The following is a 20,974-nucleotide window of genomic DNA, read 5'->3' on the forward strand; positions in this document are numbered from 1 at the left end:
TCCCTAAGCCCTTCCCCTTATCTAAGGAGAAGCTGATCTTGGCACGAAGAGTCTTGTTCTTTAGACTCTGAGGGGGGAACTACTTTCCCCCTCTCTTCAGAGGAGGAGAGGCTGGTTTTGCACGGAGTGGTCGATAGACCCGAAGGGGGGGTAGGGGGGTGAGGTGTGAGTTCTTGACCTTACTCATTACTAGTGGCACGAAAGTGCCACTATATTACTATATACTTTCGCTTTAAATCTAGTATAATAAAGATATAAAGATGATTTAAGGGAGGAATTGACCTTGTTAATTATAACTAATGATCAGATTGCTGGTAAGGAGATTAAAGAAACATTGGGTTTGGTTAGAGGGAATACAATCAGGGCCAAACATATTGGAAATGATATAATGGCAGGATTAAAGAATTTAGTCGGAGGGGAAGTTAAAGCTTATACGAAAATGATTACCGATGCAAGAGAAGAAGCAATAAAAAGAATGGAAAGAGAAGCAGTAGACCTAGGAGCAGATGCAATCATCAATGTTAGATTTACCACCTCTCAAGTTATGCAAGGAGCAGCCGAAATTCTAGCCTACGGAACAGCAGTGAAATTAGGTTAAGAATATAGTGTCAGTGTCTGTGTCTGTGTCTGTGCCAGTTCAGACCTAAGTTTTTGACTTTACTGACACAGATTACTGACACTGACACTATTAATAAAGCTTTGCTTTATTAATACTATCCTTCAATCTGTATGAATACATCAAGTCTGTCATCTCTAAGTTCACCAGCCACATTCCACCCTGTGATTCTATAGATCCCTGGTGGAACCTGCTGACCATCATCATCACTTTGATCCCAAATCTCTCTAAAGACCTGAGACTGAGCTGGTTCTAAAGTAACAACTCTTGTGACTTGAGAAAACACCCTAGCTGCTGACCAGATCCATAGGCGCTCGCCTTCTCTAAAGGCTCTAAAATCAACCCTTTGACCTGTAGCATAACTTAATTGAATATCTGTATTGCTGATATTAGTCTTGACTATATTCAACCTAATTCTCTCACCTTGACTATAGACATCCTTGTCAGTAAAAAAGACTATTAACAGCCCATCTACTACTCGATAATCGAAGTTTTGTACCCTAACCTCTACCCGATCAGGAATACCTGGTATATCTGGAAGGTCAGTCGGTATGAGCAGAGTTTGACCCACCTCTATCAGATTTGGATCCTCTATCCTATTAAGCTGAACTATCAAATCTACACTAACACCAAAACGCTGGGCAATCTCAAAGAGAGTATCACCCGGTCTTACCCTATATAACATTAAAAAAACCTCCTTCCTTAATTCCATTATAGTAACTCTTATACCTATAATATTCTTAAGAAAGGATTATAGGTACATTTTTATTTTTTACTGTCAGTGTCAGTACCAGTAAAGTCACAACTTAATTAAATAGCCTCTACTCTCAGTACTCTACCCCACTTTGGTGGAATATCCTTCACATTTACTCCTTGCTTAGTAGATTGGAATTTGTCAGAAGGATTCAATAAATCCTTCAATATATAACCTTCTTCTAACTCTACATCCAGTTCCAGATCAACCTTCTCTTCAGAAGCATTGACTACTACCAACACCTTCTCTCCATCAAGCTCTCTTAAGAAAGCAAACTGTTGATGATCAACAAATACCTCTTTGTAACTACCTCGTTTTAAGGCATTAGAACCTTCTCTTACTCTAGCCAACTTTCCAATAACCTTCTTTAAATCTTGGCTAATCTCTTTGTCTTTCATCTCTTCAATATCCAACATAGGTCGTACAGGACTATCATCTCCCCGCTTCTTCTTACCTTCTATTCCCCACTCACTACCATAATAAATAGATGGAGCGCCTGGAATGGTAAATAAGAGGATATGTAAAGGGTATAGATGTGCAGAATCCTTTAACCTACTTGCTATTCTGTGTACATCATGGTTATCCACAAAAGAATACAAGAATAGATTCTTATATATTCCCTCCTCACCAAATTGACGATTTAAAGAATATGCAATCTCATAATAATTCTTATCATTATGGCTTGAATATAGCCCCTTGTAACATTCATAATTGGTTACTGAATCCATCAAATCTTCTCCTGCCCACTTTCTATAATCACCATGGATAATCTCTCCTAATATCCAGAAATCATCTCTAAGGTTGTTGCAATATGATTTTAAATCTCTTACAAAATCAAGGTCTAAACAATCTGCTGCATCTAAACGTAACCCATCAATATTAAATTTATTCACCCACTCCTTCACAGCAGAAAAGATGTACTCTTTTACTTCTGGATTCTTTAAATTTAGATTAACCAGACTATAATGTCCTTCCCAAGCATTATAAGTAAAGGGATCTCCATAGGGACTTTCATATTTAAAATTAATATCTTCAAACCAATCACGATAAGGTGATTCTTTCCCTTTCTCTAATAGATCCTTAAATGCCCAAAAATCTCTCCCCACATGATTAAATACTCCATCTAATACTACCTTAATATCATTACCATGAAGAAAATCTACTAATTTAGCAAAGCTTTCATTATCCCCTAACCTATGATCTACATTATAGTAATCCTTAGTATCATAGCCATGACTGGTAGATTCAAAGATTGGTCCTAGATATATAGCACTTACACCCATCTCCTTTAAGTTATCTACCCATCCGTAAAGTTTATCCATTCGATAATTTACTGGTGAAGAAAAATCATTCTCCTTTGGTGCACCACATAACCCTAAAGGATAAATATGATAAAATACAGATTCATAAACCCAATTACTCATAATAAAAACCTCCTATTTGATTTAATATTTTTCTATACCGTAAGATATAGAGCTAATAAAAAAATTATGAATAGATACCATGCATAAACTGATGTGCCACCCGACGAACTAACTCTTGATTTAGATCTACTTCTCCCTCTAAAGATAACCTTATATATGTATTGATTGTTCCTAATAAAGTTGCTGCATAGGAGCGATGTCGACCCTTCATATTACCATAATCTTTACTTGCTTTGATAAATAAAGATTCAATTATCTTATACTGTTCTTTAATAAACCCATCTACAGCTTTACTTGCTTCACTCATAGGTGGAGCAAAGAATAGGGATAACTTCATCCTATAAAACCTACTATTCTCCTTAGCAAATTGAAAGTAGGATTCTACCAAGTTATTGATAGTCAAAGGTAGATCATGATTGTAGAGAGCACTCTTTTTTATAATTTTATTAAAAAGACCAAATTTCTCTTGAAGCAGTGAATCCAACAAACCTCTTTTGCTACCAAAATAATGATAAAGAGTAGGCTTGGTTATCCCAGCACCTTCAACTATCTCCTGCACACCAACCCCATCATATCCTCGCATAGCAAATAGATCTAAAGCAACTTCGAGAATCTTAGAACGATTATTCATTTATTATTCCACCACCTTTTTATCTTATTCTTAGGAGCAGTATACCACTCGGTATATAAGGTGTCAAGCTTCTGTCTGGAAATTTATTGTGAAAGTTAATAGGCAATTAAATATAAGTTCAATCAAGAATTAAGATCCTAAATTAAAAATCTCAAAAATCTTTTTACCACTAATAAACACCAATAGTCACGAATAAAAGATTTAAAAATCAAAGTCATATCATTAAGTTTTAATACAAAGATATCTAGACTCTATTTAAATTTGTTATTTTTTATATAATTATTGATTAGATTAATTATTTTAATTAATTTTGAACTATATTAGTGTTAATTCGTGTTCATTAGTGGTTTCAAAAAGATCTTGAACTTCAGGATTTTTAATTTTTAAAAGTTCATCTATGTTACTATTTAAGCAACAAGCCACACATATCAAACTAAAAAATCATAATCTATTAATAAAAAGGAGGTATGCAAATGAGCATATACAGACCAATCTGTGCTCGAAGGTTAGCCAATATCTTAGGAGGTAGAGAGGATTATTTTCAGACCAGCACAGGAAGAATATACTACAATGAGGCAGGTGAAGGTGAACCACTACTCTTAATCCATGGAATAAATGCAGGGGCTTCCAACCTTGAATGGGCCAACAACTTTAAAACTCTCAGTCAACACTTTAAAGTCTATGCTATAGACTTACCCGGTTTTGCCCGCTCTGATAAGGAAGAAACTATCTATAGACCAGAAATTCATATACAAGCAATTACCGAGTTTATTCGTAATAAAATTAAAAGTCCAGTTAAGATTTTAAGTAGTGGATTATCAGCAGCATACTCTTCCTTCATAGCTGCTAATAATCTTGGGCTTATTGAATCGTTGGCCCTAGTTACTCCATCTGGACTGACCCCTGATCCTATATGTTCAACTAGTTTTAGCGTATATAATCTCTTTACAAATCCAATCCAAGGTGATGGACTTTATAATACCTTTACATCAAGGGTAAGCATCAGATACTTCTTAGAAGAGTTTATCTACCAAAAGACTGAGCTAGTAACTACTAGACTTGTCAATTATACCTTTATCTCAGCCCACCAATGTCCAAATGCCAAGTATGCTCCCGTCTCTTTTGTAGCTGGATTTAGCGAATTAGATATTAGACCCTTCTTTTCTGAGCTCGAAATACCTATTTTAGTTCTATGGGGAAGAGAAGCTAAATTAAATCCAGTTGAAAATTTAGATCAATTTAGAAATCTAAACCCTGAAATTGAATATAAAATCTTTGAAAATAGCGGACTTATTCCCCAAAGAGAGCGGGCAGTAGACTTTAATAGAATAATTATTGACTTCTTTTCTTAATAAAAATAAAGATGGTCTTCTCAAGACCTTGAAAAGACCATCTTTATTTTTATTTATTTTACAATAGTTCTTTTCTTAATTGAGCTCCAGACTTAGGTGATAAATAAGCTAAAGGTATATCAAATACCGTTGTAGCACCAGTTTGTCCTTCATTATTCAAACGGTAAACAGCTCTAGCATAAGCTATAAGTACGCTAGAAGTAAATTCTGGATTACTATCTAACTTTAAACCAAACTCGATAATCTGATTATTCTCTCCATCATTTCCTGTCTTACCACTACGGATAACAAATCCACCATGTGGCATAGCGGAATGATCTGCCTTTAACTCCTCTTCTGTAATGAAATTTACAGTTGTATCATACTCATCAAAGTAGTTAGGCATCTCTTTAATCTCTTTAGCAATCTCATCCTTATCTGCTCCTTCCTGGGCTACTACATAACATTCACGAAGGTGTTTTTCTCTAGTAGTTAACTCTGGTCCTTCACCACTTCTAACTCTATCAATTGCTTCTTCAATAGGGATAGTATATTGAACACCATTCTTTACACCATCTATCCTTCTAATAGCATCAGAGTGACCCTGGCTAACTCCACGACCCCAGAAAGTATAATCCTTTCCTTCAGGAAGTACAGCACCAGCTAGCATTCTATTCATAGAGAATAAACCTGGATCCCATCCAATAGAGATAGCACTAGTATTTCCGTTATCCTTAGCTGCTTTATTTATTTCCTCATAATACTCAGGAATCTTAGCATGAGTATCGAAGCTATCTACAGTATTAAATAACTTAGCAAACTTTGGTCCTTGTACTGGAAGGTCTGTAGCAGAACCTCCACATAATAGCATTACATCTATCTTTCCTACATAATCTGCTGCATCATCAACATGTACAACTTCAACCTTATCATCACCAACATCTACACTATCTGCAGGTCTTCTAGTAAATACACCTACAAGCTCCATATCTTCATTTTGATTAATGGCAGCTTGAGCTCCCCTGCCTAGATTACCATAACCAACAATTCCTACTTTAATCTTCTCCATATCTTTTCCCTCCATTTACTTAAAATATTGATATTATGTATCATAAACGTGATTATATTATAACATATCTTTTCCCATGATGAAAGCTGTTTTTTTATAGTGAAATCCAACGAATGGTTTATGGTGGACTTGCCATAAAGGGTTCGGTTTTTGAACCCGAAGGGTTATAAACCATAAGAAGTACTCTTGAACTTTTCTTTTTGCTTTTAAAAGCTAAACTATATTAGCTAAAAAAGATAATCTCTCTTATAAGAGAGATTATCTTTAACAAACTATTCTCCAGCAGGTGGAGTGAAAGTTCTTTGGGCCAACTCATTGTCTAACATATAGATACCAGTTCCATTTTCACCAATACGCTCTACCTTCTTTAAAAGAGCATCCATAGAAGCCTCTTCTTCAACCTGCTCATCTACAAACCATTGTAATAAGCTAATAGCTGGATAGTTACTCTCCTCTCTAGCAATGTCCATCAACTTATAGATTCTCTTAGTAATAAATTTTTCATGATCTAAAGCAAAGCTAATAGCATCTACTATAGAATCAAAATCATTTTCTGGATCACCTAAACCTTTAAGTACAACCCTCTCACCCATTTCATCAATAAAGTTAAAAAACTTTTGCCCATGAAAACGCTCTTCTTCAGCCTGAACCTCAAAGAAATGAGCAAACCCTTCTAAATCCTCAGCCTTAAAGTAAGCTGCCAATGCTAAATAGTAATGAGCCGACTCATACTCAAACTTAACCTGTTCATTTAACTCTTCTAATAATCTTTCTCCTAACATAAATAATCCCCCTTTTAAATTATGTATTGCGTATTAATAATTATTCTCTATAAAGATGTATTATCCTTCAAACTATCTAATTTTGTAATAAAGATCAAGCAACTACCTTTAAATGTGATAAGGTTCACCCTTAATTATCTTAAAAGCACGATAAACCTGCTCTAAAAGAATCAGCCTAGCCATTTGATGGGTAAATGTCATATGAGAGAAGGATAGAATATAATCTGATCTATCCCTCACACTCTTATGTAAACCTAGTGCCCCACCAATAATAAACTCAATACTGCTATATCCTTGAACCTGTAAGTTGGAGATGGATTTAGCCAAACCCTCAGAACTCATATGCTTACCCTGTGGATCTAAGGCAATAGTATAAGACCTTGCATCTAATCTCTCTAAGATACGTTGGCCCTCCTCCTTCTTAATTCCCTCCACCTCTGCTGAGCTTAAACTTCCACCTATTTTTTCATCCTTGACCTCAATAACCTCTAAATCAACATGCCTTTGTAATCTCTTTGTAAATTCATTTATCCCTTGCATAATATAACTTTCTTTGATCTTTCCTACACTTATTACTCTAACCTTCATTATAACCCCTCCATTACCACTATTCAATATTAGTTGGTCTCTCTTCTAATTCTATGACCTGATTATCTACTTCCCCCTCTCGATAAAAGATAACATCTATCTCTTCTCCAATTCCTTTATCATTTAGTATTTCTGTTAAATCATCCATTCTCTCTATACTTATCCCATCTATTTCTACAATAATATCTCCTCGGGCCAACCCTCCCTTAGCGGCAGGACTTCCCTCAACTACCCTAACCAGATAAACTCCTCTTTCTCTAGCAAGATTATACTCTCTAGCCAGATCAGGTGTTATATCTCCTCCATATATACCTAACCAAGGTCTTATGACCTTACCTTCCTCTATCAACTCTTGAGCTATCTCCCTGGCAGTATTAATAGGAATTGCAAAACCAATACCCTGTGCTTCTCTGATTATAGCTGTATTAATCCCAATAACCTTCCCACTACTATCTAAGAGTGCACCTCCACTATTGCCTGGATTTATTGCTGCATCTGTCTGGATCATATCGGTTAGTTCTACACCCTCTTGTAAAGGTAATCTCCTATCCAAAGCACTAACCACACCAGTTGTTACTGTATTAGAAAAACCATAAGGATTCCCTATCGCTATTGCTAGTTGGCCCACCTTCAACTCTTGAGAGTCTCCTAATTCTAGTGAATGCATTAAATCATCTGGTATATCGGCTTTGATTATAGCCAAATCAGTCACTGGATCTCTACCTACAACTTCACCTGGATAAGACTTTTGAGCTGCAGGTAAGATAACTGTAATCTGATCAGCCCCCTCTACCACATGATTGTTGGTAATAATATAACCCTCTTCATTGAAGATAACACCAGAACCTTCCCCCTCTACCTCTTTATGATTGCGGCGAGCAAAGAAGTCATAGATTACTCTTTCCTTAACTGTCTTAATCTTTACTACTCCAGGGCCAACCTCCTCAACCACATCACTAACCTCTAGTCTTCCTTCAGCCCCTGTATTACCTACCCCTTCTAAGGTCCCAGTTCCATCCTCAACAGCACCACCACTATATTTAGGATCTGTTGGTTGAGAGATATAATTGTTAGTAATAAAATAAGCAACCCCAACACCAACTAAAGCAAATATAACTCCCGTTATTAAATAAGATCTTACTGTACCTCTTCTCTTATAACCGTCATCCTTAGAAAATATATCCACATCTTCACCTCTTAGCTTATTAGATTATTAACCCACCTCATATACCGAAGAGATTTTATCTTGATAAGCAAAATCCATCATTATATCCTTATCAAGTTCAATCCCAGCATCAATAAGCATATTCTTTATTGTCAAAAATGCCAACTCCGGTACATTATTATCTTTGCTAAGATGGGCCAATAATATACGACTAACTGAATTTTTTGCTAGCTCTACCACCATTGCTCCAGCATCATCATTTGAGAGATGCCCCTTTTCACTCATTACTCTTTTCTTTAATGACCAAGGATAAGGACCAATCTTTAACATTTCCAGATCATGATTAGACTCTAAGATTACCAAATCCGAATCACTTATAGTAGTTCGCACTTTTTCACTAATCTCACCCATATCAGTTGCTATAGATACTCTCTTCCCCCCAGATATTACCTTGTATCCAACTGGATCATTAGCATCATGGGAAATACTAAAAGGCTTAATATCACAATCACCAATAGAAAAACCGGATTTATTGATTATACACCTATTCTTTTTAGCAATCTTACCTAACTTATCTTCACAACCTTCCCAGGTGCCTTCAGTTGCATATAAAGGGATATCACACCTTCTAGATAAGACCCCTGCCCCCTTAATATGGTCACTATGCTCATGGGTAATCATTATCCCATCAAGATCATCTATACTTAAGTTGGCCCTCTTTAGCCTCTTGGCAATCTCCTTACCACTTAATCCAGCATCAACTAAGATATTTTTCTCCTTACTTCCTATATAAATAGAATTCCCCGAACTACCACTAGCTAAAGAACAAACCTTTAAAGTAATCTTAATCATTCCCTTCAAATTAATCTATAACTTATATCTATTTTTTATGGTTCATTAATTTAACAACTAAATCTTAGCCTCAAATAATTATTTAACTTTAAAAAGAGGATTTTTCACCTAAAAGATTGAATTTATTAATATAATAGCAATGATAAATATCATTTTTTATCAAAGATAATTATATTTTATTAATCCATAGGAGGTGAAATATGAAATTTAGTGATTTTAAAAATAAAGTATCGACTATTATCAATGTTGACCTAAGCAGTTATAAAGAACAAAGAGTTGAAAGAAGAATCAACAATCTAATTGCTAAAAATAATTTAAAGAACTATGAGGGGTGTCTAAAGAGATTAAAAGAAAGTAAAGAGTTTCAACGTGAATTCTTAGAGCATATGACAATTAACACTTCAGAGTTTTTCCGTAATCCAATGAACTATAAGCATTTACAAGAGGTTCTCTTCCCTAAACTATTTGCCAAAAAACAAAAGGTAAAGATATGGAGTGCTGCTTCATCAAATGGCTGTGAAGCTTATACTCTATCTATTATACTAAAAGAGCTTGGTATTAGTCCAAGCCGATATCAATTAAAAGCTACAGATATTGACCCCAGCATTTTAGAAGAAGCTAGAGAAGGTACCTATAGCAATAATGCCTTAAAAAGAGTTCCAAAAGATATCCTCTCTAAGTATTTTACTAAAAAAGATAACTACTATCAACTGGATAAAAAAATTATGGCTCCTGTTGAGTTTAGTAAACTAAACCTATTAAAAGATTCCTATGATAAAAATATCGATTTAATCTTATGTAGAAATGTCTTTATTTACTTTACAAAAGAAACCAAAGAACAATTAACTACAAAATTGAGTAATTCCTTAGCTAAAGATGGTATTTTATTCTTAGGAAATACTGAATATCTTCTCCAGCCAGAAAAATTTAATTTAAAGAAGATCTATAACTCTTTTTATCAAAAAATATAGAGTTTCATATTATAACATTCAAAGAGGGAGGCTAAGCCTCCCTCTTTGAATGTTATTCTACTTTAAATTTAGAAATCATATTTTCTAATGCTTCAGCTTTACTGTCAAGATCATTAGAGATACTAGAGATTGATTTTGATACCTTCTCTAAATTATCAACTACTGCAACTACCTCTCCAGCACTTTCAGCCAACTCATGAGTTGCCGCACTGGTCTGTTCCATCTGAACAGCAGTCTCCGTAGTTGCTTCTTTTATGCCTTCAAAGGCCTTCCCAGCTCTATTAATAACCTCTTCGCCATTTTCAACCTCTTTTGTTCCTCTATTAATAGCTTCTACAGCCTTATCTGACTCTTGCTGAGTCTCTTTGATTAGATCATGAATCTTATCAGCAGCCTCCGCTGATTGGCTCGCCAAATCTCTAATCTCGTCTGCAACTACAGCAAATCCTTTCCCAGCTTCTCCAGCTCTAGCAGCCTCAATAGCGGCATTTAAAGCAAGGAGATTAGTCTGTTCAGAAATAGCAGTAATTAACTGTACAATCTCTCCTATCCGTAAGGACTTTTTATCTAAATTACCTATTACATCAACAGAATTTTCTACCGTACTTTTTATCTGTTCCATTTGTTTCATTACTAAATCAATAGCCTTATTTCCTTGAGTTACTATATTTTTCGTTTCTTCAGCCATCACAGTTACATGTTCACTACTTGCAGATACCTCTTGAGTAGAAGCAGAGATTCTATTTACTTTATCTAAAGTAGAATCTACATCACCAGTGAACTCTGTTAAGGATTTAGTCAAAGTAGTACTAGAATCATTAAGACTGCTTATAATCCCTTTAATATGAGCAATCATATCAGATTGGCCTGTAGCCATCTTATTAAAACTATCTGCTAAAACTCCCAACTCATCTTTTCTATTACTATTTAACTTAACTGTATAATCGCCATCAGCCATATCCTTTACAGCATTAGTAATCTTCTTAATTGGTGTAGATATATTTTTAGCAAAAAATACTGCTATAATTGAAACTATAATAACAGCAAAAATACCAAAGGTACCTATTATATTTCGAATTTCCCTAGCAGGAGAAATTATCATATTTTCATCTGCTTCTGCTATTATGATCCAATCCCTACTACGAATTTGATTATAGGCTGCTACATAAGGATCACCTTCCAGATCATAATTCACATAACCAGTTTTAGTAATGACATCTCCCCAAGCACTAGCATCATCAGAGTCATCATCTTCACGCTTAATCCTCTCAGCTTCTTTAATTTCCTTAAAGAAACTTTCTTCAGATAGATCCTCATTTAACCTAGTACTATCTGTATGAGCAATAACTACTCCTTTACTATCTAATACGTAGATATCACCCCTTAAATCAAGTTGATCAAAAACATGATTATGAGTTCTATTAATTAGATCATTAATATCTGACTGATTCCATAATAAAAACATAGTATCATCTACCTGATCCATCCTACGATTTGATGTCGACTCTCTAACTATATCATATATTCCTGCTGCTACCTGTCTAGATACAATACTCATCTGACCAGTAGATAAATCCATAATTGAATCTTTTGATCTACTATAAGAGAATGTACCTACAGAAACAGTCACCACAATTGTTATACTTATAAATAAAAGAAGCAGTTTATTAAAAATACTCGACTCACTTGCCTTACCTTTAACTTTCTTTTTGTTAATTTTACTCACCTAAATTTGCACCCCCATAATTATTTTTAATTTAAACAAATACCCCCCCTAAAAATGCAATTTGGAATTTAAATAATAGATCGACTACTATAAGAGATGTGATGATGTAGAGATAAATTAATGTTTTTGAAAATCCCTCTTCTTATATCTTAAATGATAATTTTATTCTTATATTATTATTAAAAGGATTTAACTTGATATATAATGTATATTTCTCTAATTGAGTTGGAATTCCTTCAAGTCTATTTAATTAATTTGATTAAATAATAAGAAATTACTATTTATCAGATAAGTGATAAGTTAAACTAATTAAACCAATTGATAGATCTTCATCTCTGACAATTATATTTTTCGGTAAATTCAAATGAGCCGGGGCAAAATTCCAAATTGCTTTAACTCCAGCATCAATTAAATCTTCAGCTATACCCTGAGCTACATTAGCCGGTACTGCTATTATTGCTATTCTAATACTCTTTTCTTTGATAAGCTCACTCATTCTACCTATGTCATATATCTTCGCTTCACCTAATTTTTTACCTATCTTGTTATTATCTATATCAAATAAGTATTTAATATGTAACCCCAACCTTCTAAATCCTTTATAGTCTACTAATGCACGCCCTAGATTTCCTGCACCTATTAAAGCAATCTCCCAACTTTGATTGACACCTAATATCCTCTCTAAGTTCTTCATAAGAAGTTCTACCTCATAACCAACACCTCTCTTACCAAATTCACCATAATAAGAGAGATCTTTTCTAACTTGAGTTGATGGAATTCCAAGTTCATACCCCAGTTTTTTTGAGGATATTACCTCAATTCCATTCTCCCTTAAATTCTGCAAAGTTCTGTAATATAATGGTAGCCTTTCTATAGTTGTTGATGGTATTTGAATATTTTTCATAAGATCACACCCTTTTCTTTAATAATCATATTCTTAATTTAAGTATAAAATTCTTATAGAGATACTTGACTATCTCCTAACTTTATTATAATCTTAAAATTAATAATAATCAAATGAGGAGGATAAATTTTGAATTCACCTTATATTAATCCAATCGCTTTTGAAATTGGTAGTATATCTGTTTACTGGTATGGTGTTATTATAGCTACATCAGTATTTATAGGTCTATTCTTTGCTACTAAAGAAGCTAAGAGGAGAAACTTCAATGAAGATACCGTCTTAGATCTAGTACTTTGGGCCCTTCCTTTTGCTATAATAGGGGCTCGTATTTATTATGTCATATTTGAGTGGGAATATTATATCTCTAACCCAAGTAGAATATTTGCAACTAGAACTGGCGGTTTAGCTATCCACGGTGGTCTTATCGGAGCAGTTATTGTAGCTCTTATCTTTGCTAAAAAAAGAAAGGTTAACTTTTGGGATTTAGCTGATATTACAGCTCCTGGAATCGTCTTAGGACAAGCTATTGGTAGATGGGGAAACTTTATGAATCAAGAGGCACATGGGGGTTCAGTCAGTAGAACTTTCTTAGAGAGTTTAATGCTCCCTCAATGGATTATAGAACAGATGAATATAGTTGGCACCTATTATCATCCTACCTTCCTATATGAATCTCTATGGAATTTTAGTATCTTTTTATTTCTTTATCTTTATTGGAAGAAAAGAGACTTCTTAAAGAGAGGTGAAGTATTCTTAACCTATATAGTTCTATACTCAGTCGGAAGGTTCTTTATTGAAGGACTAAGAACTGATAGTCTTATGATGTGGGGACTAAGAACTGCACAAGTCATTAGCATTTTTCTTATTATCGGAGCAATTTCTTTAAGTTACTTCAAACGAAAATTATAGAGGATAGCAAAACCCCAGATCAGCTTGCTGATCTGGGGTTTTGCTTATCCCTTACCTTATGACAAGACCGGCAACGAGCTTCATAGCTCTCTTTTTTCTCTTCTACTTCCCAGTTAGAACCCTCTCCACTTCCCACGACAACAATTGGGTCATTTATACTTGCTGGCTCCCCATTTATTAGTCTTTGATTTCTAGTGGCAGGATTAGAACATTTAACGCAAACTGCATGGAGTTTTGTAACATACTCTGACCTAGCCATCAACTCAGGCATAGGTACAAAACCTCTACCAGCAAAATCAGTCTCTAATCCAGCTATTATAACTCTATACCCCTCATTAGCCAAATCATCTGCTAACTCTACCAAATTCTCTGAAAAAAATTGGCCCTCATCTATAGCTATTACATCAACTTCATTCCTCTCACTTTTCTTATTTATTAAAAACCTTATATCTTCTACTGAATCGACTATATCAGCCTCCACTGTAATTCCATTATGAGTTGCTATTTCAGTATCGCTATATCTATTATCTATACTAGGTTTGAAGACCAAAACCCCTTGTTTAGCAATTACAGCTCTCTCTACCCTTCTAATCAACTCACTACTCTTTCCTGAAAACATTACACCTGTAATTACCTCAATCCAACCTCTATCTACACAACCATAATAACCATGCATTAATATCTTCCTCCTTATGTTATAAATATAGAACCTAGAATCAGGAATATGGAATTAATAAGTTTAAAATCTAAAATAATTGCTAATTTAAATTTTAAAGACCCTGTCCAGAATCCTGGCATAAAATTAATATATATCAAATAAAAAAGAGCTACTCCTTTGAGCAACTCACTTATGATATAAACTATATAATTATATTAATTATTATTCCTCTTTATAAAACACCAATGGTGGCCAGACCCGGACTCGAACCGGGGACACGAGGATTTTCAATCCTCTGCTCTACCAACTGAGCTATCTCGCCTTGGTAAACCAGTTGATGATTGATAGTGGATAGTTAAAACCTTAAAGACTAAGTTCTTAAAAGCCTTTGACTTTAACTGTCAATTATCAATTTTCAACTTTAAACTTATATATGGTACCCTTTCAAGGATTTAAAATTCAAAATCCTTTCATGGTCTAGTAACTATATGATTTCTTTGTAACATAATAATTTAATGTTACTATTTAGCTCTAATGAGACTATATGGTACCCCCAAGGGGATTCGAACCCCTGCCGCTGAGATGAAAACCCAGTATCCTAGGCCACTAGACGATGGGGGCCTAGTATTTAGTTGAAAGTTTACAATTGATAGTGGTATAGTTAAAGACCTTAAATTCTAAGGTTTTGACTTTAACTGTCAATTATTAATTATCAATTATCAACTGTTTTTAAATGGTGAGCCATGGAGGATTCGAACCTCCGACACCCTGATTAAAAGTCAGGTGCTCTACCGACTGAGCTAATGGCCCTTGCCACTCACAGTTATAAATAATATAACATATTTAAGTAATTGTCAACGACTTTTTTAAAAAAAGTTTTTTTATTTTTTCTCTTTCTACATTTAGGAAAATAAAGTTAAAAATCACCTGATAAATTCAAACTAATTAGAGAGTTCAATTACCAAATACAGATAAAAAAAGTGTATGGAAGATATCTTCCATACACTTAAGTTTCAATATATTACCCCTTAACAGCTCCAGATAATCCGTGTACAAAGTACTTCTGAAGTGATAAGAATAAGATCATCATTGGAATACCTGCTAAAACTGCCCCTGCAGAGAATAACGTCCAGTCATTAGCAAACTGATTGGAGACCATATTAAATAGACCTACTGCTAGAGTTCTCTGGCTTGGTGAAGTCAAAATAATATTAGCCAAGATAAAGTCATTGAACGGGTTAACAAATTGGAACATAGCCACAACAGCAAGCATTGGCTTAGCTAATGGTAGCATTATAGACCAAAAGATCCTAAAACTACTTGCTCCATCTATTAATGCCGACTCACTCAAACTATTTGGGATTGTATCAAAGTACCCTTTAAGTAACCAAGTTGAGAAGGGTACAGCTCCTCCCACGTAAACGAGTAATAGACCAGTATGAGTATTCAATAGACCAAGCATATTCAAGACAACATATATAGCCACTAAGGCCATTAAAGCAGGAAACATCTGAATAACCAAGAAGGTTATCATCCCATACTTACGCCCCCAGAACTTAAACTTAGAGAAGGCATATGCACAACCGGCAGTTAGAACTACAGAGAATATAGCATTTAAAGAAGCTATTTTCAATGTATTCCAGTACCATCTCAAATAAGGGTACTCATCATGGGTTAATAATTCTCTAAAATTATCAAGGCTTGCCCCTTCTGGGATTATCCTTGAACTAAATAAACTGTTATTAGGGTTAAGTGCAGATCCTACAATCCAAACAGTTGGATATAAAACAGCTATTACCCCAATAAGAATAATTGTATAACAAAAGGCTAAATAAAGTCTCTCTTGCGTCTTCTTTCCTAATTTCATTATTGCACCAACTCCTCTTCTTTAAAGGACTTCGTTCTCACAAATTGCCAGATGCTAAATCCACCAACCATGAAGAAGATAAGTATAGATACAGCAGCAGCATAATCAAATCTCATTACCTCTAAGGTCAACTTATATACCCAAGAGATCAAAATATCGGTATCTCCTGCATTACCTGCAGCTCCAAACCTAGCAGGTCCACCATTATTTAGAAGATAAATGATACCAAAGTTATTAAACTGCATAGCAAATTGCATAATCAATAATGGCGCTAACTGCTTTAATACTAAAGGCAAGGTAATAGACTTAAACTTCTGCAGACCTGTAGCACCATCTACAGTTGCTGCCTCATATAGCTCACCTGGTATACTTTGTAACAGTCCTAAACATACTGCCATAGTAAAGGGAAAGGATAACCATAAGTTAACTCCTAAGGCAGAGACCCTTGCCCACATAGCTTCATTAAGCCACGGTATAGCTTCAAAACCTATACTTGTTAACATCCTATTAATATGTCCAAATCTTACATTCAATAGACCACGCCAGATCAACATAGAAATAAACCCTGGGATAGCCCAAGAGATCATCATAACAGTTCTAAAGATATGCCTGAATTTAATCTTAGGATTATTTAAGACAATAGCCAAAAACAGCCCAGTGGCATAACTCATGAATGTTGATAGAACAGCCCAAACAACTGTCCAGGAGAATACCCTAACAAAGGTAGCTCTCCAGCTAGCTAAATGTATTAAGTCAGTAAAATTTCTAAAACCAACCCAACTAATTATATTACCAGGTGGAAGGTTATTTATATTATAATTGGTAAAAGCAATCAATACAGTAAATATAATGGGAAAAATAACCGAAACAAGCATCATCAACATTCCTGGCCCTATATATAGATAAGCACTAAAGTTATCTGTAAGGTTCTTAATTGAACCTTTAAGAGATGGTACCTCTTCACCCAAATCTATCTTCTGACCATTCTTATAAGCATCCCAAACATTAAATAAATGAATTCCTATAATAACTAATAATAAGAATGCAGCAACAATACCTTCAATCATTAAAAATAGAGAGTGATCCTCTATTGGCGTCGTACCCAAAGTAACTAAACCTTTTAAAGAACTAGCAAATTTATCTACAGTAGTAAACAATAAAGATAATGTATAAAGTATAAAGATAGAGCCCTTTATATACTGCTTATTAAAAAGCTGCCCTAAACCCATAAATACAGCAGATAAGGCTGCACTGATATATCTTTGTTTATTACCATTATAATCAACGGTAATTTGACTCTCTGCTTTCATAATTTACCCCCTTGATAGTTAATTAAGTCATTTTGAAGCCTTACGCCAAAAATGACGTAAGGCTATTTTTTATTCTAAATATTATCTAGTCATTTGGAAGATACCTTCTTCAATCTGCTGTTCAACCATTGGCCATACCTGAGCAGATGGAGCTCTACCATCCATAACAAATCCAAGTCCATTATTTGCAGGCTCCCAAATCGCCATTATCTCAGAGATATTAGGCATTGGAGTACCTCTTTCTGCTTGAATTAAGAATGACTGAAGAATTGGATCATTTTCTAAAGCCTCAGTAACAGCTACATGTGGCACAACAAGTCTATTAGATTCATAATGGTCTAATGACATCTCAGCATTTGTTACAAACTTGATAAAGTCAGCAGCAGCTTGCTTATGATCAGAGAAATTACTTACATAATAACCCTTAGCCGATATCAATCCTGTTGGGTATTCACCATTAGGTAACTTAGGTAATGAAGCCGTCCCTATATTAATTCCAGCGTCTAAAGCATCACTTAAAGCCCAAGGACCATCAAGCATAACAGCTAAATCTCCCTGTTGGAATAATCCACCAACTATCTCTCCATCAGTTCCTTGTGGAAGTAAACCTCTATCTCTAAAAGATTTGATATATTCTGCAGCTTCAATAGTGCCTGGCTCTGCAAACCCAAGGTCATTAGGATTTAAGCTTCCGTCTGGATTCTCTCCAAAGATATAACCTCCAAACCCACCTACAAATGGGAAACTACGGAAGAATTCAGGATCATACATAAATCCATACTGATCTCCATCAGTTAATTCTTCAGCAATATCCAATAACTCATCAAAAGTATCAGGAATCTCTGATATTAAATCCTTATTATAAATTAAAGCAACAGCATCATAACCATATGGAAGACCATACAACTCTCCATCAACAGTTAATGCTCCTAAAGGAGCTTCTAAAAAGTTGTCATAAGCATAATTAATATCAATGAAGTTTTCGATTGGATCTACTAGTCCTTGACCAGCAGTACGACCTAATGCATCATGTGGCCACCCTACAACATCAGGACCGTGACCAGCTGGACCATCTAACGCTAATCTCTCTGGTTGATCAAGCTCTGGAACACCTTCTACTTCAACACTAATCCCAGTCTTTTCTTCATAAATTTCAGCCGCTCTTCTCATCCATCTTAATTCTGGACCAGAACTTACCCAAACCGTCAATTCTTCAGGTTGAGCATAAGCTGCTGGCGCAACTAAACTAAACACAAAAGTTAAAGCTAGTGTAAATACAATAAACTTTTTCATCATCTTATTCCCCCTAATTTTTTATTAATTATTTTTCTTTTAAATATTTAAAAGAAATTGATACACAATTTAAATTTATTTACATATACATATATTTAAATCCAATAAATTAAATAACCCACTAAGATATAAAGACAGGAAGTAACTCCAGCAAAGAGTTTTTGCCTTAAATCTAGGTAGAACTTTAACTTATTGGACTTATAAACTTATTATATAGTTCTTCTTAAATTATTTATAATTTATATGTAATTTTATCAATCACAACTTAGGTTGGGTTTATTAATTGTATTATATATTAAATATCCCAGCAAACAATTGTAAAATTTACAAAAGTTGCCGGGGTGCTTGTATTCTTATCAATACAATCTAGCCCTTTTATTTTAAAAACCACTAATAATATTATAAAATAAAACCAAAAGCATTGTCAAGCAATATTTACCATTGAAAATATTTTTTTGCCTCTCTTAAGTATAGTATTTTTAAAAGTTATTTATCTTACTTTATATTATCAAAATCTCTTATATTAATTATTTCTATATCTATTTCTTTATCCCTTTATTTTTTTATTTAATTTTTTTATTTTTGCTTTATTTATGAATTATAAATACTTATTTCGATAAAAATGATACTTAATTAAAATGATTATTAATTCAAAACTCTTTCCCTCATATATATTGTTTTTGTTTCTAATTTATTCCAAATTGAAGTTGTATTAACAAAAAAGATTTAGTTCAGCAAACAGCCAACTAAATCTTTTTTATCTTTATTTTTTGGGATTTTTGTTATTTTAAAGTTTATAGTAAGAATGCCGGACCAACTCCAAATGTGCCTTCCCTCTTCTACCTCCTCTATCTATAAAGGAGAATTCTCCTGCTATATCTATACCCTTCCCCTCTAAAACCATACATAAACTTCTCATATCCTTTGCAGATATATCTAAATAATTCAATAAAATCACCCTATCTCCATTATGCAAATTATTATATTTACTTTCTACCCTTCTATCCCTTAAATTAATCACACTAAACTTTTTATTCAATTTTCTTGCTACTAAATAAGATAATAAGTAGTCATCATCATCTAAAGCCACTACTGTTTCAAAAGAAGATAAGTCTATATTCTTTTGGATATAGACTACCATCAACTCACTAAACTCTTCAACTTCTACAGTAGTTGCTTTTAAATTATTTTTATTAATAGAGTTTAGTCCTCTCAATAACCTCCTGTCTCTATATCTGCTGATAGTGTCCTCCACACCCCAATAACCAAGTTCATACAACTCTTTCTTTTGTTCTTGAGATAATGAAAAATCAGTAGCTTTAATATCCCCAGTAGAAATAGAAATGATATGAGAGTTTGATAACTCAATTTGCCTTTTCTCATTTACTGCTATTACCATCTCAATTAAAGCAGTTAAATAATTAAGAAATCCATTTATATTCTCCTGCTCTTCATCTTCATTTTTAGCCAAGATAAAACCTAATGTTGGTCTTCTAGATCTATCAAAAACTTTAAGTGGTAGATTATTTGTTACACCACCATCTACATAATACCTTCCTTTATATATATATGGAACATAAAAGATAGGAATTCCCATTGACATTCTTACTGCCTTTGCTACAGAAAATCTAGGAGTGTCCTCTTTAGAAAAGACTTGATCTTTTTTACAAGTTACCTCTGAACTAATAATCTTAACCTCTCTTTCTAGATCTTTAAACTCTTTAACCCCCTTAGCTTGTAATTTTTCTTCTATCCACCTTAAAAATTGATCACCTTTATATATACCATAGTCTCTAATTAACCTAATAATGGAAAATGAGTCTTTAAATTCACTAAAATCCTGTTCATACATTATTTCCTTTAACTCATCTAAGCTATATCCAGCACCATAAAGAGAAGCTACAATAGCTCCTGCTGAGCTGCCTGCTAAAGCTACAATCTCAAAACCATAGTCTTCCAAAGCCTCTATTCCTCCTACATGGCTTATTCCTCTTACTCCCCCTCCATTTAAAGATAGATTTATCCTTATTTTCCTTCTTCGCAATAAAATCCACCCCGCCTTTTTATATTAAAGCTTTATTACTATACATATGTAAATAAATAGCCCAATATTTATTTGAATTA

Annotated in this window: 19 protein-coding genes and 3 tRNA genes; 4 read left to right on the forward strand and 18 right to left on the reverse strand. The window is 34.1% G+C overall.

Annotation, left to right across the window (positions count from 1 at the left end):
* Positions 1-283: 283 nt before the first annotated feature.
* Entirely contained in the window at positions 284-598 is a 315-nt protein-coding gene (locus HALSAC_RS0106590) for a YbjQ family protein (protein ID WP_027339603.1), read from the forward strand.
* A 115-nt stretch (positions 599-713) separates the two neighbouring features.
* On the opposite strand, the gene HALSAC_RS15215 is transcribed toward HALSAC_RS0106590, so the two are convergent.
* The 3 genes from HALSAC_RS15215 to HALSAC_RS0106605 form a co-directional block, all read right to left on the reverse strand.
* The gene (locus HALSAC_RS15215) at positions 714-1,301 is read right to left on the reverse strand and encodes a BsuPI-related putative proteinase inhibitor (protein WP_035571355.1); all 588 of its coding nucleotides are present in this window, start codon (positions 1,299-1,301) and stop codon (positions 714-716) included.
* Between the two features lie 125 nt (positions 1,302-1,426).
* Entirely contained in the window at positions 1,427-2,794 is a 1,368-nt protein-coding gene (locus HALSAC_RS0106600; RefSeq protein WP_027339604.1) for an alpha-amylase family glycosyl hydrolase, read from the reverse strand.
* Between the two features lie 64 nt (positions 2,795-2,858).
* Positions 2,859-3,425, reverse strand: a complete 567-nt coding sequence (locus HALSAC_RS0106605; RefSeq protein ID WP_027339605.1) for a TetR/AcrR family transcriptional regulator — start codon at positions 3,423-3,425, stop codon at positions 2,859-2,861.
* Positions 3,426-3,898: 473 nt separating this feature from the next.
* On the opposite strand from HALSAC_RS0106605, the gene HALSAC_RS0106610 reads away from it, so the two are divergent.
* Positions 3,899-4,777, forward strand: coding sequence for an alpha/beta fold hydrolase (locus tag HALSAC_RS0106610; RefSeq protein WP_027339606.1), 879 nt, complete (start codon positions 3,899-3,901; stop codon positions 4,775-4,777).
* Between the two features lie 58 nt (positions 4,778-4,835).
* Here the strand turns inward: HALSAC_RS0106610 and HALSAC_RS0106615 are convergent, their stop codons facing one another.
* From HALSAC_RS0106615 to HALSAC_RS0106635, 5 genes are all read right to left on the reverse strand, one after another.
* A complete protein-coding gene (locus tag HALSAC_RS0106615) occupies positions 4,836-5,825 on the reverse strand; it encodes a diaminopimelate dehydrogenase (RefSeq protein ID WP_027339607.1) in 990 nt (329 codons plus the stop codon).
* Positions 5,826-6,097: 272 nt separating this feature from the next.
* A complete protein-coding gene (locus HALSAC_RS0106620) occupies positions 6,098-6,607 on the reverse strand; it encodes a ferritin (RefSeq protein ID WP_027339608.1) in 510 nt (169 codons plus the stop codon).
* 108 nt (positions 6,608-6,715) lie between these two features.
* Positions 6,716-7,195 (reverse strand): 23S rRNA (pseudouridine(1915)-N(3))-methyltransferase RlmH, encoded by a 480-nt coding sequence (gene rlmH, locus HALSAC_RS0106625; protein WP_027339609.1) that lies wholly within the window; start codon positions 7,193-7,195, stop codon positions 6,716-6,718.
* Between the two features lie 19 nt (positions 7,196-7,214).
* Positions 7,215-8,381 carry a S1C family serine protease gene (locus tag HALSAC_RS0106630; RefSeq protein WP_027339610.1) on the reverse strand — a complete coding sequence of 389 codons (1,167 nt, stop codon included), beginning with the start codon at positions 8,379-8,381 and terminating at the stop codon, positions 7,215-7,217.
* A 27-nt stretch (positions 8,382-8,408) separates the two neighbouring features.
* Positions 8,409-9,212: an MBL fold metallo-hydrolase gene (locus HALSAC_RS0106635; RefSeq protein ID WP_035571357.1), complete on the reverse strand. Its 804-nt coding sequence runs from the start codon at positions 9,210-9,212 to the stop codon at positions 8,409-8,411.
* 200 nt (positions 9,213-9,412) lie between these two features.
* Here HALSAC_RS0106635 and HALSAC_RS0106640 point away from each other — a divergent pair, with 200 nt between their 5' ends.
* Positions 9,413-10,183, forward strand: coding sequence for a CheR family methyltransferase (locus HALSAC_RS0106640; RefSeq protein WP_027339612.1), 771 nt, complete (start codon positions 9,413-9,415; stop codon positions 10,181-10,183).
* Positions 10,184-10,235: 52 nt separating this feature from the next.
* Here HALSAC_RS0106640 and HALSAC_RS0106645 read toward each other — a convergent pair whose 3' ends face one another.
* Positions 10,236-11,909, reverse strand: a complete 1,674-nt coding sequence (locus HALSAC_RS0106645; RefSeq protein ID WP_027339613.1) for a methyl-accepting chemotaxis protein — start codon at positions 11,907-11,909, stop codon at positions 10,236-10,238.
* A 277-nt stretch (positions 11,910-12,186) separates the two neighbouring features.
* Entirely contained in the window at positions 12,187-12,813 is a 627-nt protein-coding gene (locus HALSAC_RS0106650) for a redox-sensing transcriptional repressor Rex (RefSeq protein ID WP_027339614.1), read from the reverse strand.
* A 129-nt stretch (positions 12,814-12,942) separates the two neighbouring features.
* On the opposite strand from HALSAC_RS0106650, the gene lgt reads away from it, so the two are divergent.
* A complete protein-coding gene (gene lgt, locus HALSAC_RS0106655) occupies positions 12,943-13,722 on the forward strand; it encodes a prolipoprotein diacylglyceryl transferase (protein WP_027339615.1) in 780 nt (259 codons plus the stop codon).
* 19 nt (positions 13,723-13,741) lie between these two features.
* On the opposite strand, the gene HALSAC_RS0106660 is transcribed toward lgt, so the two are convergent.
* From HALSAC_RS0106660 to HALSAC_RS0106695, 8 genes are all read right to left on the reverse strand, one after another.
* Positions 13,742-14,398, reverse strand: coding sequence for a thymidine kinase (locus tag HALSAC_RS0106660; protein ID WP_027339616.1), 657 nt, complete (start codon positions 14,396-14,398; stop codon positions 13,742-13,744).
* 228 nt (positions 14,399-14,626) lie between these two features.
* Positions 14,627-14,702, reverse strand: a tRNA-Phe gene (locus HALSAC_RS0106665).
* Positions 14,703-14,925: 223 nt separating this feature from the next.
* Positions 14,926-15,001: transfer RNA gene (locus HALSAC_RS0106670), tRNA-Glu, on the reverse strand.
* A gap of 113 nt (positions 15,002-15,114) precedes the next feature.
* Positions 15,115-15,190, reverse strand: a tRNA-Lys gene (locus HALSAC_RS0106675).
* 211 nt (positions 15,191-15,401) lie between these two features.
* Positions 15,402-16,247 (reverse strand): sugar ABC transporter permease, encoded by an 846-nt coding sequence (locus HALSAC_RS0106680; protein ID WP_035571360.1) that lies wholly within the window; start codon positions 16,245-16,247, stop codon positions 15,402-15,404.
* On the reverse strand, positions 16,247-17,557 hold the full coding sequence (locus HALSAC_RS0106685; RefSeq protein WP_027339618.1) for a carbohydrate ABC transporter permease: 1,311 nt from the start codon (positions 17,555-17,557) through the stop codon (positions 16,247-16,249). The genes HALSAC_RS0106680 and HALSAC_RS0106685 overlap by 1 nt, the downstream gene beginning before the upstream one ends.
* An 81-nt stretch (positions 17,558-17,638) precedes the next feature.
* Positions 17,639-18,853, reverse strand: coding sequence for an extracellular solute-binding protein (locus HALSAC_RS0106690; RefSeq protein ID WP_027339619.1), 1,215 nt, complete (start codon positions 18,851-18,853; stop codon positions 17,639-17,641).
* 784 nt (positions 18,854-19,637) lie between these two features.
* Positions 19,638-20,894, reverse strand: a complete 1,257-nt coding sequence (locus HALSAC_RS0106695; RefSeq protein WP_027339620.1) for a patatin-like phospholipase family protein — start codon at positions 20,892-20,894, stop codon at positions 19,638-19,640.
* Positions 20,895-20,974: the final 80 nt, after the last annotated feature.

This window comes from Halonatronum saccharophilum DSM 13868 (assembly GCF_000517025.1).
Lineage (GTDB): Bacteria > Bacillota > Halanaerobiia > Halobacteroidales > Halobacteroidaceae > Halonatronum > Halonatronum saccharophilum.

What these genes read in the sequence shown, in the direction of transcription:
- HALSAC_RS15215 (WP_035571355.1), bottom strand. Translation starts at nt 1,301, where the DNA reads ATGTTATATAGGGTAAGACCGGGTGATACTCTCTTTGAGATTGCCCAG.
- HALSAC_RS0106600 (WP_027339604.1), bottom strand. Translation starts at nt 2,794, where the DNA reads ATGAGTAATTGGGTTTATGAATCTGTATTTTATCATATTTATCCTTTA.
- HALSAC_RS0106605 (WP_027339605.1), bottom strand. Translation starts at nt 3,425, where the DNA reads ATGAATAATCGTTCTAAGATTCTCGAAGTTGCTTTAGATCTATTTGCT.
- HALSAC_RS0106610 (WP_027339606.1), top strand. Translation starts at nt 3,899, where the DNA reads ATGAGCATATACAGACCAATCTGTGCTCGAAGGTTAGCCAATATCTTA.
- HALSAC_RS0106615 (WP_027339607.1), bottom strand. Translation starts at nt 5,825, where the DNA reads ATGGAGAAGATTAAAGTAGGAATTGTTGGTTATGGTAATCTAGGCAGG.
- HALSAC_RS0106620 (WP_027339608.1), bottom strand. Translation starts at nt 6,607, where the DNA reads ATGTTAGGAGAAAGATTATTAGAAGAGTTAAATGAACAGGTTAAGTTT.
- rlmH (WP_027339609.1), bottom strand. Translation starts at nt 7,195, where the DNA reads ATGAAGGTTAGAGTAATAAGTGTAGGAAAGATCAAAGAAAGTTATATT.
- HALSAC_RS0106635 (WP_035571357.1), bottom strand. Translation starts at nt 9,212, where the DNA reads ATGATTAAGATTACTTTAAAGGTTTGTTCTTTAGCTAGTGGTAGTTCG.
- HALSAC_RS0106640 (WP_027339612.1), top strand. Translation starts at nt 9,413, where the DNA reads ATGAAATTTAGTGATTTTAAAAATAAAGTATCGACTATTATCAATGTT.
- HALSAC_RS0106650 (WP_027339614.1), bottom strand. Translation starts at nt 12,813, where the DNA reads ATGAAAAATATTCAAATACCATCAACAACTATAGAAAGGCTACCATTA.
- HALSAC_RS0106660 (WP_027339616.1), bottom strand. Translation starts at nt 14,398, where the DNA reads ATGCATGGTTATTATGGTTGTGTAGATAGAGGTTGGATTGAGGTAATT.
- HALSAC_RS0106680 (WP_035571360.1), bottom strand. Translation starts at nt 16,247, where the DNA reads ATGAAATTAGGAAAGAAGACGCAAGAGAGACTTTATTTAGCCTTTTGT.
- HALSAC_RS0106685 (WP_027339618.1), bottom strand. Translation starts at nt 17,557, where the DNA reads ATGAAAGCAGAGAGTCAAATTACCGTTGATTATAATGGTAATAAACAA.
- HALSAC_RS0106690 (WP_027339619.1), bottom strand. Translation starts at nt 18,853, where the DNA reads ATGATGAAAAAGTTTATTGTATTTACACTAGCTTTAACTTTTGTGTTT.